Source organism: uncultured Eubacterium sp., from assembly GCF_937958975.1.
Taxonomy (GTDB): domain Bacteria; phylum Bacillota; class Clostridia; order Lachnospirales; family Lachnospiraceae; genus Eubacterium_G.
In genome coordinates this window covers 21,741-35,595 of sequence record NZ_CALGRE010000015.1, presented here as the reverse complement: position 1 = coordinate 35,595, position 13,855 = coordinate 21,741, and the positions used below count along the sequence as shown (strand labels likewise).

General features: G+C 35.4%; 9 protein-coding genes. 1 reads left to right on the top strand and 8 read right to left on the bottom strand.

The annotated features are described in order from the left end of the window. Window positions 1–83 precede the first annotated feature (83 nt). The 6 genes from Q5O86_RS02380 to Q5O86_RS02355 are packed head-to-tail and all read right to left on the bottom strand — an operon-like array spanning window position 84 to window position 9,930. Window positions 84–2,384: a DUF262 domain-containing protein gene (locus Q5O86_RS02380; RefSeq protein WP_302625541.1), complete on the bottom strand. Its 2,301-nt coding sequence runs from the start codon at window positions 2,382–2,384 to the stop codon at window positions 84–86. A gap of 40 nt (window positions 2,385–2,424) precedes the next feature. Further along, entirely contained in the window at window positions 2,425–3,576 is a 1,152-nt protein-coding gene (locus tag Q5O86_RS02375) for an aminotransferase class V-fold PLP-dependent enzyme (protein ID WP_302625540.1), read from the bottom strand. Window positions 3,577–3,580: 4 nt separating this feature from the next. Beyond that, window positions 3,581–7,147 (bottom strand): hypothetical protein, encoded by a 3,567-nt coding sequence (locus Q5O86_RS02370; protein ID WP_302625539.1) that lies wholly within the window; start codon window positions 7,145–7,147, stop codon window positions 3,581–3,583. After that, window positions 7,140–7,988: a DUF4007 family protein gene (locus Q5O86_RS02365; RefSeq protein ID WP_302625538.1), complete on the bottom strand. Its 849-nt coding sequence runs from the start codon at window positions 7,986–7,988 to the stop codon at window positions 7,140–7,142. The genes Q5O86_RS02370 and Q5O86_RS02365 overlap by 8 nt, the downstream gene beginning before the upstream one ends. A 25-nt stretch (window positions 7,989–8,013) precedes the next feature. Beyond that, window positions 8,014–9,732 (bottom strand): phosphoadenosine phosphosulfate reductase family protein, encoded by a 1,719-nt coding sequence (locus tag Q5O86_RS02360; protein WP_302625537.1) that lies wholly within the window; start codon window positions 9,730–9,732, stop codon window positions 8,014–8,016. A 15-nt stretch (window positions 9,733–9,747) separates the two neighbouring features. Continuing rightward, window positions 9,748–9,930 carry a hypothetical protein gene (locus tag Q5O86_RS02355; protein ID WP_302625536.1) on the bottom strand — a complete coding sequence of 61 codons (183 nt, stop codon included), beginning with the start codon at window positions 9,928–9,930 and terminating at the stop codon, window positions 9,748–9,750. A gap of 169 nt (window positions 9,931–10,099) precedes the next feature. Here Q5O86_RS02355 and Q5O86_RS02350 point away from each other — a divergent pair, with 169 nt between their 5' ends. Further along, window positions 10,100–10,423 carry a helix-turn-helix domain-containing protein gene (locus tag Q5O86_RS02350; protein ID WP_302625535.1) on the top strand — a complete coding sequence of 108 codons (324 nt, stop codon included), beginning with the start codon at window positions 10,100–10,102 and terminating at the stop codon, window positions 10,421–10,423. A gap of 178 nt (window positions 10,424–10,601) precedes the next feature. On the opposite strand, the gene hemW is transcribed toward Q5O86_RS02350, so the two are convergent. Both hemW and lepA read right to left on the bottom strand, forming a co-directional pair. Then, the gene (gene hemW / locus Q5O86_RS02345; protein ID WP_302625534.1) at window positions 10,602–11,780 is read right to left on the bottom strand and encodes a radical SAM family heme chaperone HemW; all 1,179 of its coding nucleotides are present in this window, start codon (window positions 11,778–11,780) and stop codon (window positions 10,602–10,604) included. A 129-nt stretch (window positions 11,781–11,909) separates the two neighbouring features. Next, window positions 11,910–13,724 (bottom strand): translation elongation factor 4, encoded by a 1,815-nt coding sequence (lepA, locus tag Q5O86_RS02340; protein ID WP_302625533.1) that lies wholly within the window; start codon window positions 13,722–13,724, stop codon window positions 11,910–11,912. Window positions 13,725–13,855: the final 131 nt, after the last annotated feature.

Below are 13,855 nucleotides of genomic sequence, written 5' to 3'. Positions count from 1 at the left end.
TACTGCATTTTATATGACATGGTGTCGCAAGTCAACCCGATTCATTTAATTTATAAAAGCTTTACACTTTATTCACATTTAAATCATCTGTGTTGTAATTTTATTTCTTTCTCTTCTATATTTTCACGGCTCAATACTGCCCCAAAATATCTCTTGATTCTGCTTTTTCGTTCATTAAAAAACTTTTCTGTAGGAACCATTATCACCTCATCCCTTATCTTTATTTCCTTACAATATAAATCATCTTCCAGCATTTCTTTCAATTCCTGAATCAGCCAATGTTCCGCCATATTTTCATAGTATTTCATTGCCTTAAACAATGGTTTATTGTTCTTTTCATTATTATCGCTGCTGTCTAAAATCATAAAATTTCCAAGTTGCTGCACATATTTATTTCTATCTTCATTCAAATCACTTGGATAAAAATACTTTTCTGAATTGCTTTCATCAATTGTATCCGCCTCCAAATGGTCTAAATGTATTTCTGAGTTTTCTCCAAACTGATTTTGTACTAAATTATATATAATTTTATTATTTTCTTTTTTCGTCTTAAATAACTCTATAAACAGAATTTTTACCTTGACTAATTTACCATCTTTATAGTTCCATTTTTCCATCCACCCTTCTAACTGCTCATTTAGGCTTGTCTGTTCCTCTGCCAAAAGTGATAAGGAATCCCTTTCACAGTTATTCTTTATCATTCTTTTCGCAATATTTCTTGGAATTTTATATCCATCTGATTTTAAAACGCTCACCCAAAGATTATAAGAACATCTCGTTATGTTTCTATATGTATCATCTTTCTCACTGCTTTTATTAATAGCGTTTTTTACAAACTCTCTAAATTCACTGATATTAATCTCCCTTTTTCCACAATCACTGCTCTCAAAAATGAACTGTTTCATAATTAAATTTGTGATAGCCGAAAGTACACCTTCCATATGAAAAGCATTTAAAAGATGAACCGTCTTATAAGTAATCGACTTATTCATATCACTCTCCGCTTTAATAGCCATGTCATTTCTGCCATTCTTTCTGAATTTAATATCAAACATATCTACAATTATTTTTGCCATATGGAACACTCTAAAATCATTATAAATATTAATGTATTCATAGGATTTATTTTGATTGATATACCTCGCATTAATATACTTTTCTTCAATAATATTTCTATATTTAGGACCGTCATTGGGATTAATCGTCTCATCTCTTGTCAGATAGGTTGTACCCAGATATGCAATTAGTTTCGTTTTTTCTATACCCACATTAGAGGAAAATATATCTTCTCCCCAAATCCTGTCTAGTTTTTCGATATTGTAATCCTTGTCTTCTTCGCTATCTTTTATCGAATGTACACAATATTCCTTGAAAAACATATTTTTTATTAAATCCAAGTCCTCTATTGCCAAAGCCCTGTCATTCAAAACTTCAAACAATGTATATGCATCACTTTCATTTCCGGTAACAATAATGCAAAACTTAATTGCCTTCATCATATCACTGATAATCTGTAACATTGTTTCACACTTTTTTAGTGCGTTTTCTTCACTTATGATTTGATGTTTTATTTCTTCGTATATATATTTAATTGCATTTACATACTGCTCAAGTACCTTGTCATTCTTTTGAGTTTCATCTTCATTTGTATAAATCTCTTTCAGCTCAGGTCCTTCTGCATTCGATAATCTGATATAAAAACTGCTCATTGCTTCTTTCAGTTTTTTCGTGTAATTTTCTCTCTGATATGTTAAATTTAATTCTTCACTGCAAAAGAATTTTCTCATTTTTTCTTTATGATTTTTCTCATAATTTTTATCGTTATAATTCTTTTCAGGAAGATACATTCCCTTATAATAAATATAAAGTATCTCTTTTTCTATCTTCTCTTTGTCCAAAGGGCAGGCGTCATTCAGTTCATCAATTTTGTCCATTAGGTGCTTACGCATATTTTTTATTTCTTCGCATTTTGTCTTTGCCAAAATTCTGGTATAGGACTCTTCTAATTCTTTCAACTGACTTTCAATTTTATGATTTTTATTCGACAATAACAGCTCCTCGATATACGCTCTGCGCAATAAAAAACTGACAAAATTTAATAAATACACTGTTGTCAGTCTCTGCTGTCCATCGATAATACCATAAAATTCTCCATTTTCCTTTTTTACCGCAACAACGGAACCTACAAAGTATTCTTCATTTCCACTACTATTTTTATTTTTAATATAATCCCTAAATAAATTGACAATTTGTTCTCTTCCCCATTTGTACGGTCTCTGATAATGTGGAATGTTGATATAGAAATTTTTTGCTCTTTCACTGTTGTTATTCATCCCGTTACATAATTCATAAATATTACGAAGCGCTACCCCTTTTAAATCCATTTATTTTTCTCCTTTGCCAATTATTTGTTCCATTTATCCATTACCACTCTGCTATTTCTCTTATCGCACATACCAAAGTTTCCACATCCTGTTTTGTGGTGTATCTTCCCACACTGGCTCTTACTACTCCATGAAAACTCTCATCTTTTAGATATTTATGTATCAGTGGCGCACAATGATATCCTGTACGCACTGCGATATCATAGTCTTCGTCTAAAATCATTCCCACATCTGCTGCATTCAACCCCTCTATATTAAATGCTACAATTCCGGTTCTATTTTCACTATTTACAGAATACATCTGCACTCTGTCAATTTGACTTAATTCTTTCTCCAGCTTTTTAGCCAGCCTTTGTTCTTCTAATAGCCAAAGCATCCTCTGTCTTTCAGTACCCATGTCTTTTAAAGCGGCATTCAATCCTGCCACTGCCACAATATTTTTACTTGCCGGCTCATATCTTTCGGGCAGTGATTGAGGCATTTCCAAATTTAATGAATTGGTTCCGGTTCCTCCTGCAATATGAATCTCTAATATTGCTTCATTTCTCATGAAAAAACCACCGATTCCCAATGGTCCATAGAGAGTTTTATGTCCTGCAAAAACAAAGAAATCTACATCCAGTTTTCTCAAATCCACAGGAACTAATCCGAGGGACTGTGACCCATCCACAATCATCACAGCACTCTCTTTTCTTACCAGGCCTGACAGTTCTTCTAAAGGAAGGATATAACCTGTCACATTACTTACATGACTCAGAAAAACTTTGTCAGGCCGTTTCTTTGCAAACAAGTATTCTGTTTTTGTTAAATCAATGGTCATGTCTTTGTTTAAGGGAAGTTCAATTATGTTCAAGTGATACTTATTTGCAACTATATTCAAATTTCTCATAACAGCATTATGTTCAAAGGGGGATACATAAACATTTTCCCCTTGTCTCCAGCACAGCCCCCCAATAATCTCATTCATCGCAAGAGTAGCTGATGGTGTAAGAACAACATGATAATCATCTTTTCCACAAACCAGGTGAAGCAGATTTTTCCTTGTATCTTCTATGAGAGTTTCAGCGTTTCGCGCCACACGGTAAGAACCTCTTCCTGCATTTACCGCAAGATTACGATTTGCCTCATCCATTGCCCTGTAAACATTTTCTGATTTTGGGTATGTCGTTGCCGCATTATCTAAATAAATCATTTCTCTACCTCTTTAACAAATTGTTGATTGTCTGAATTAAAACGGATAACTTTTGATTTATCTCTAACGTACCTCCAAACTCATCCAACGCATCCTCAATTGCATTCTGTAAAAAGTAGCTTGTACTGTTTTCCTCGTCAACCTCATAAAACTTCTCGACCCGATTTCCCTCACTATCCGTAAAACTAAAATAATTCCCGATGTGAAGCGAAGTATTGTCCCTGACAGATTCCATCTGCTCTTTTATATCCCGTATTTCATTGAAAAAGCGTTCCCCGGAATTGTCATTCCAATCTTCTATGTATATTCCATATACGGATTTGGACAATGCAGAAGCAATTTCTATCTCATCATTCATATTCATATTTTGAATACAGGATATAAACGATTCCACACTATCATTCCAAATCTGATTCTTTACCGCAATGCCTAATCCCTGATACCATCCTTTCAGACATGCACTCAGACTTTCCTCCTCACCGGTATGAAATATATGTTTAAGTTCTGTCACTACACTTTGTTTTTGCATTTTGAGAAAGGAATTAAAATATCCCACAATATCATTTATTTTATTCGTACACACGATATACTTATCTTCTCCCTGCTCTTCTTTTTCGCATAATATATCCGGAATTTTTACAAACAGGATATCGCGGGGATTTAGTTCGAGTGTCCGAAACAAATTTCTAAACTGGTAGAAATAGTTATCTTTCGCTCCCTTTTTTGTATTTAACGTATACTGCGGAAGATTTCTATACCATCGTTGTATGCCGTCAACAATATTTCCTAACCTGTTATGACTGTTATCATATTTAAAGTTATGTTTATATAGGAACAGCCTTTCCAGCCGATTGAGATATTCCTCTTTCCTTACACTTTCCCTTTCCACCAACAGATAATAGTCATCTGGCCTGTCATTGATATTTTCAAAAATTTCACCTGTAATCTCAACTTCTTTCTGATTAAAATAAATAATAGGCGTATCCTGCATTACTGACAGTTCTCTTGCCAAAAAAATAGGAATAATTCCTTTCCTTGCACCAAGCCCTCTGCCCGTCAATATCTCATACAATTTTGAAAATGATGTCTTTCTTCCTGCCGAATTTTGAATAAAAGATTTTACTTCGTCTATTAAATATATCGTCCCCTTATCCTTCCTGACATCAATATTATTTTTATCTTCCAGAATCCCTGTGTAATACATTGCCGCTCTAAATATCGTAGCCTCAGGACCGGTTCCCTTATGATATTCCGAAAAATCATCTCCTCTTAAAATATTTGTGACAATTTTTCGCCTTGCCTTTTTTATCTGAGAAGATACATAGTTTCTGTTAATTAATTCATTATTTATTTTTGGCGCCATATGATAATACTCACTGCAAATTTCACTTAATAGCCTGTTAAATTCTTTGTCTGAACAGATATCTAACTCTTTATTCTCATGCAAAACAGTACATGCGTTATTCTCCGGCATATAATTATTTTCTAAAAAACGATTCACCTCAAATATCAAATTTTCTTTATAAATTTTTAATTCCTGTATTAACACCTTATTTTCTTCTGTAAAATCTTTATCCATCAACAACTTTCTGACTGCAATAAGTTTTCTTATATTATTTTCCTCTGAAAATACATTATCAGGATAAATTACTATAATTCTTTTATCGTTTAAATGTTCTAACCACCTTTGCACCCTGTCAATTTTGCTTTCATTATCGCGTATAATACATACAATCAGCCCATCCGCCTGGGATTCTTCAAACAAATATTCCGGCTGCGCCACCCCTCTAAACTGTTTTTCACTTACAAATATATATTTAAAAAATCTTGTCATCGTATATTCCTGGTTGTATCGTCTCGGCAGTACAAAATCCAGTTCTGAAATTTCTCCCAGTTTCTCTGACACATTAATATTTTCATTTTGAATTTTCACAAGCTTATCTATTTCATTCTCAATATTAATTCCCACATTATGTTTAAAGGCATATGCCCCCAGCTTTGGTCTGAAAACAATGAGCTGCTTTTTTTCTAAACTGTTTATTATATTGTCAAACACACTCCATTCGATTCCCGATGCAAGCCGGATTTTTTCTTTTGTTATCGGCAATTCCTCTGTTTTTCTTATCATTCGAAACAGTGCCAAAACTTTAATAACCTTTTTCTCGTCATCCGTTTCTGCTCTTGAAAGCGCAAAGTCTGCCTGTAGCCACTCATTATGAATTTCCGGCATACTCTTGCTTTCACGAAATAGATTCTCAAAATAATCATATATTACATCTGCCCCAAACATCTCATTACTTTTTTTAATGAAATAGAGCAGACTTCCATATTCATCATTGGATAAAAATGTAAAAATACTTCTCTCATTCTGTGCCACCTTTTCACTTATGTTTAAAAGGCAATAAGATGAGAGTGGTAATAACGGAAAACTGCCATATGATACAATTTTCATATATTCCTCTTTTGAAAATATACTTTCAAAACAGGGAACATGATAAGATTTTTCGATAATCTCACCATACCGGCTGTTTTCCTGTACAAACTGCTCATAATCTTTATATTTTTTGTCAACAACATGTCTGATTAACTCATAATTATTTCCTGCTGACACAATAAAACGGATTTCTTTTATTCTTCCCTCCACACCGGTAAATGCGTTTATCATTTCTTTTGGAAGGGCATTTCCGTATTCTTTTATACTCTTGTGTGCCACAAAAGTAATATGAATCTGATACTCGTTTGTCACTGCTGACAACTCACACATATCCTGCAATATTTTCATATCATGCGAAAAGTTTTCCCGTTCATGACCTTCTACATATTTGCTAAACTCATCAAATACAATATATATTCCACTGTATCCTTTTGTTTTTCCGATTATTTCATTGATTTCACGATATAGTTTGACCGCCTCAATCTCTACCATCGGATTAAAATTACTACCTGATGTCAGCCCTTCATAGAGCTTTTCAAAGAGTATTATTTTTTCTTTCTCTCCACGCTCTAAACCAATCAGCATTTCCTCACCGGTCATACCGTTTTTTCTTAATTGATATTGAAACAGTACATATGTATTCTTATAGTTTTCTTTCCAATTTTCTATTGTTTTTACAGCCTCGTTAAAATAGCTGTCAGGGATAAGTTCCTCCAAGCCCTCCCTTTCCAATGCTTCGCTAATTGCCGCAATGAAAGCTTTGTTTAAATCACTATATGTACCTGACACAATGACCGGCATAAACTTTTTACCTAAAATATTTTCTGCCAGGTCTGCCGTATTTTTATCTACTATCTTTATTTTCTCAATGACAGTTCTCATCGCCTTTTCATTTCCCCTCAATAAATTTAAGAGAACAAGAAGCAAATGAGATTTTCCTTTTCCATAAGGTCCAATGAGAATATTCGCCTTATCCTGATTTTTTTTGATATGCTCTAAATATTGATACAATATAGCAATGGAGGCTCTCGTAGGTATATAACCCCTGCTTTTTTCTATATTGTCCAAATCAAAATGTAAATTAATTGAGTTTTGAAACCTTTTATCTATTCTTATAATATCTGATAATTTATGCATAATATTTCTCCGCAATTTCTTCCAATGTAATCTCGCTTTTCCAATATACCATGTCAAGCCCTGCCGTCCTGTTTACGGCAATGTATCCATCTTCCTCTAACTTATCTAAATATGTATTGACACCAATCCGCTTTAATTGAAAAACTTTCCCCGGTGACAGAGGTTCACTGACCAATTCATCAATTCCGGCAAAATCACTGTTTTTATAATCAAAATATTTTTTTAATCCGTACAAAAAAGCTGCTTTATCTAAAACAGTGTACTCCGGAGCCTCTCTGCGATACTTTTTCCCATTCTTTTTAATCAATCCCATTCGTGTGAAAGGAGATATCTTTTTTTCTTCAGGGTCATAGTTTTCAGTTTTTTCACGCATATACATATTTATTAGAACAGAAATATCATCCTGTAACGAACGTGGGGAAACATTTTCCGCTCCCAAACGGAATAATTCATTTTCAAGCAAAAAATATATATCCTCTTTGGAAAACTCATCTATATTAACTTGATTGAAAAATAAATACCAGCTTGTTGCGTTTTCCCTGTTCCAAACTAAATGAATATGAAAAATCCAGTAAGAAAACAGTTCCTCAAAGTACCTGTCACTATTTAGAATAATCTCTCCAATACGCGATAACTTTACATTTCCTCTTCCTCTATCTTCTATAAAACCTCCTGCCTTCAACCAATATTTGATAGCTTTTGCCATATTACTTCCTACTCCCAGTGCATCTGCACCAAAACTTTTAACAAAAACTTTACTGTTATTTTCTACTGCTGCCATACCCTTGTTTAACCATCCCTCCCGAATGGCAAACGTCTCATGTCCTTTTAATTTTATCATTTCGTTACTCTCCAATGTTTTGTCTTTATCTATCTTTTTTAGTAGCCAATACCTTTCTGATATAGCATCCCCCGGTGAAATGATTTACACATTCCAAACATCTGAGACACTTATTTTCCAAAATCTGATAGTTTACTGTTCCGTCATTATTTTCTTTGATGATAATCGCATTATGCCTGCAAATACTCTCACATGCCCCACAGGCTATACACATCTGATATTTTGTAATCTGACATTTTACTTTTTCCTCTGCGGCATTCACATTTTTTGCACCGTCAATATGAAAATCTAAAATAGTAACTTTTAATGTATTGCTTCCTATTCTTCCCTGTAACTTTAATATGAGTTCTCCATTTTTTCCAGTAATGTAAACCTCTCCCAGCCTCCTATTTCCTAAGTCAAAATTTAAATATCCAAAAGGTTTGAATAATTCATACAGCGCTTCTGATATCGGGCGTGACAATTGATAATTAAATGTATTCTCCTCTAAAGCACATGGCTCAAATGATACTGCCGTCATTTTCGCATAATCCACACCATTTCCACCCTGTCTTGCTTTCCATTTTCCATCCTGCACATACACATCCGGGTCAGGTTTTCCAATCTTGACAGCGAAATCTATCAGCATTTTATGAAATCTTTCTGACTGCTCTCTCATATGAATTTTTGACAAAAACTCTGACCATCCGCTATTATTGGGACAGCACCAGCACCCGACTCTGGCATATCCCAGTCTGTATGCCCTGTTAAAATCTATTCCCGTAGTCAGAATATAAAGCCATACGTCAAAATCCATCCAGTCAATAATCGGTGATATCGTTATTTGTTTAGTGATTTTTGTTCCCTCAGTCTCACGCTCATACTTACTTCTGCTTTTCGACTCATTCCTCCGAATCCCGTAAAATGTAAGAATCTTATTTTTATTTCGAAATAGCATTTTTATTTTTCTCTGTATCGCCCCCGTCTTAAAAACGGTACAGCACCATCTCATAACACGGCTTGGCGGTCCCACTAACCGGCACAATTCCTCAAAATCCTTGTCTTTATTCTTGGATGACAATACCGGTGTTTTCGGATGCTCTCTCTGAAACCGCTCCACATACTTTAATGTCTCCGGAAATTCCAACGTAGTATCCCCGAAAATATGTAATATTTTCGTATCGCTCAACGCTCTCATAACAATATCTGATGTGACGGTTGAGTCCTTTCCTCCAGAAAAAGATACAAACATATCTCTTATCGTGTACCCTTTTGTCGCCTTTCTGATATAATCTGTGGCTTCTTTCACAATGTCATCATATCTGCTCTGATTTGCGCAGACAAACTTTTCTATAAATCCATTGAAATATGTTTCGTCTATCTTAGGTTCTTCTTTAAAATATCTCTGTCTTATTTTTTCTACATCCAGATTCTTTAAGTCTTTTACTGAGAATCTAATTCTTTTACCATCAATAAAATAATAATTTCCGGAACAATTCCATATGGATGATTTCTCGTATGTTTTCGGTGGTTTATTCCAAATTAATTCTAATAGAAGTCTCTCTTGAGGAAAAACCGGTCTAATATCAGTTGTTATTCTATAACCTTCACTACCGCAGCATCCGCACACTGTCTCATATAAAGGTACATTACAATTTTCACACCAATAAATATCTGAGCGCTCCAACTCACTTCGATTGCCACAAACAGGACAAACACTATTTTTTGTCACAATATTATCTTGTCTACATCTATACCTAAGCACTTTTCTCTCCCATTCCTATTTTCTAAAGTCTTCCGGCCTTACATTCAGATAAAAACATAACTCCAAAAACTCAGCAGCGCTAAAAGGCTCCATATTCCCCAGAAGCTTTTCCTCGTCAATCCCTGTATCTATAGAAATCCGTGAAACTGATAAATTATTTACTTTTATATAATTTACTATTTGTTTTGATATGTTCACCCTTTTCACTCCGTTTTCTAAGTAATAACTCAATATAGTTATTATATTCTCGTTATCAAAGAATTTCAACACTCTATTTTCCTGTTTTCGCAGAATTTGTTGACGCATATTTTTCCTTAGGATAAGATAAAATTAATAATAGTATTTCTACCAGAAAGGATTTCGTATTATGAAGAATGAAATGATAGCAAAAGTGCTAAAAAAATATAGAAAACATAATAATTACACAGTATCTGACGTGGCAAACATGCTGGAAGATAAATCGATTCGCGTTGCCGAGAAAACTATTTACGGCTGGGAAAGCGGCCAGTCCCAACCCGATGCCGACACACTCCTTATGCTCTGTGATATTTATAATATCAATGATATACTTGCTACCTTTGGATATACGAACGACAAGCACTTTATACTTACCAATCATGAAAAAGACTTAATTGAAAAATATCGAAAACATCCCGAACTTCAAAAGGCTGTCGATAAACTGCTCGCTTAACCTCTTACAGTAAAAATCACCGGAGGCTGCATCAGCCGCATTCCGGAATTGTAAGCGGTTGTCAAATGTACATCTAGACAGGCATGATGTCCATTTTTCCCGTTGCCATATCAAAAAAAAGCCAATTGGTGTACAATGATATCATTGCGCACCAATTGGCTCTTGTATTTCCTTTCTCCTATAACAAAAATTCAGACATTACATAATTACTAATATCGATTCCTCTCTTCGTTAATCTAACGTACCCCTTTTTCTTTTCCAGTAGTCCCTTTTCAACGAATCTATCTACAATCTCTCCATATATACCCGCAAAAGAGCCATCAAACTGCCTGTCAAATTCTTGAATAGAGATTCCCTTTATCATTCTGAGTCCCAAAAACATAAACTCTTCCATCTGCTCCTTTTTTGAAAGAACATGCAAATCTTCTTCAACTTTTTTTAACAATCTTTCCTGGACTTCTACTGTTTTTATAAAACCTAATGTCTCTATATAATCTTGTATTTCTGCCACATTATTGAATCTTTTCCCATGATATAGAGATGCTGCTCCAATACCAAATCCCAAATACTCTCTACGTTTCCAATATCCCACATTATGCCTACACGCAAAACCTTTTCTTGCATAATTGGATATCTCATATCTCTCATAATTATTTTGCTGTAATATTTTTTCCGTCTGATAATACATTTCTCTCTCAGAATCTTCGTCAGGTAAAATGCTTTTCCCCTTGTTACCCGCTTTTTTTACCCTGTCATACAAAGGTGTTCCTTCTTCCACTATCAAACTGTATGCAGAAATATGTTCAGGATTTAAAGTGAGAACTTTTTCCAAAGTTTTTTTATATCCCTCAACACTTTGTCCCGGAAGTGCACTCATAATATCTACATTGATATTATCAAATCCCACCTCTCTGGCAAATTTAAAACTTTCTTCAAATTGGCTAAAATTATGTATTCTCCCAATGGAGCGCAACTCATCATCATTTGCAGATTGCAGTCCAAAGCTAATTCGGTTAATGCCGGCTCGGCGAAAACTATTCAATTTGTTCTTATCTACAGTCCCCGGATTACACTCTATGGTTATCTCCGCATTCTCATCCATATTGCAGTTTTCTCTCAGCACTTCCATAATACGGATAATAAAATTTTCCTCCAATAGGGAAGGGGTACCTCCACCGATAAACACTGTATCGACAAGGTACCCTTCCATTCGATTTTTACTTAATTTAATTTCATTGATTAAAGCAGAAATATATTTCCCTATTGTGTCATTGCCCGCAGACATAGACAAAAAATCACAGTAATCACATTTTTTCACACAAAAAGGGATATGAATATAAATTTCTAATCTCTCCACTACCACTTTACCTCATAACTTGTAATCAACCCTTCGGATTGGTTACAATTATCTTGTATCGAGCTTCGTTTTAAATCTGCTCCGCAGATGAAGCTCGAGCAGGTAATCAACCCTTCGGATTGGTTACAATTACTCTTCATCCAGTTTTAGGACTGCCATAAATGCCGACTGTGGTATCTCTACATTTCCGACCTGACGCATACGTTTCTTTCCTTCTTTCTGTTTTTCAAGAAGCTTTTTCTTTCTTGAGATATCACCACCATAGCATTTTGCAAGCACATCTTTTCTCATCGCCTTCACGGTCTCTCTCGCAATAACCTTACTACCCACTGCTGCCTGGATTGGCACTTCAAACAACTGTCTTGGAATCTCTGTTTTCAGCTTTTCGCACATCTTTCTTCCACGCTCATAAGCCGAAGCTTCCGGAACGATAAATGACAGGGCGTCCACCTCTTCTTTATTAATAAGAATATCGAGTTTCACCAATTTAGCCTGTTCATATCCCTTTAATTCATAATCAAAAGAAGCATAACCTCTAGAACGTGATTTTAAGGCATCAAAGAAATCATATATAATCTCATTCAAAGGAATATCATATTTCAAGAGCGCCCTGGAGCCTTCTACATATTCCATTCCTATATATCTTCCACGCCTCTGCTGACATAACTCCATAATAGAACCAATAAACTCCGTAGTTACCATGATTTCTGCACTGACAATCGGTTCTTCCATATGTTCTATCTCACTTGGGTCCGGGAGATTTGTCGGATTTGTCAATTCCACAACCTCTCCATTTTCTTTATATATTTTATATATAACTGACGGTGCAGTTGTAACCAAGTCCAGACCATACTCTCTCTCGAGTCTCTCCTGAATAATTTCGAGATGAAGTAATCCTAAAAAACCACATCGAAAACCAAACCCTAAAGCAATGGATGTTTCCGGTTCATATTTTAGCGATGCATCATTAAGCTGCAGCTTTTCTAATGCATCTCTCAAGTCCGGATATTTTGCCCCATCAGCCGGATAAACTCCACAGTAAACCATAGAATTTACCTCCTTATATCCCGGAAGCGGCTCTGCGCAAGGATTATCTGCATCAGTTACCGTATCACCGACTTTTGTGTCACCCACATTTTTAATACTTGCAGTGATATACCCAACCATTCCCGCAGACAATTCATCACAGGAGATAAACTGCCCTGCACCAAAATAGCCAACCTCAACTACATTTGCTGTTGCACCCGTAGCCATCATTTTTATATTCATTCCCGGTTTGACTGTACCTTCTTTAATTCGGCAAAATACGATAACACCCTTATAAGAATCATAGAGGCTGTCAAATATCAGCGCCTGAAGCGGTGCCTCTGTATCTCCAACCGGAGCCGGTACATTCTTCACAATTGCTTCTAACACATCCTCACAATTTAATCCTGTCTTTGCCGAAATCAATGGAGCATCCTCTGCCTCCAGCCCTATCACATCCTCGATTTCAGCCTTAACTCTTTCCGGGTCTGCCGACGGTAAATCAATCTTATTGATTACAGGAAAAACTTCTAAGTCGTGGTCAAGAGCAAGATACACATTTGCCAAAGTCTGCGCCTCCACTCCCTGAGCCGCATCAACAACCAAAACAGCGCCGTCACATGCAGCAAGACTTCTTGAAACCTCATAGTTAAAATCCACATGTCCCGGTGTATCAATCAAATTAAAAATATACTCTTGCCCATCTTTTGCCTTATACACTGTGCGGACAGCCTGCGACTTAATGGTAATTCCACGCTCTCTCTCTAATTCCATATTGTCGAGTATCTGTGCCTGCATTTCCCTATTCGTAAGCAGTCCTGTCATCTCAATAATTCGATCTGCCAACGTTGATTTTCCATGGTCAATATGTGCAATAATACAAAAATTTCTTATTTTACTCTGTTCTATCTGCGACATGGTGCCCTCCATCTCTATTATTTGATTTTAATATGGTATCATGTATATAGTTCAAAAGGTTCTGTTGCTAAGAGCAGCATGGACTTTATGCACAAAATTAATGCGAACCTTTTGACTTCAACAGCACATCT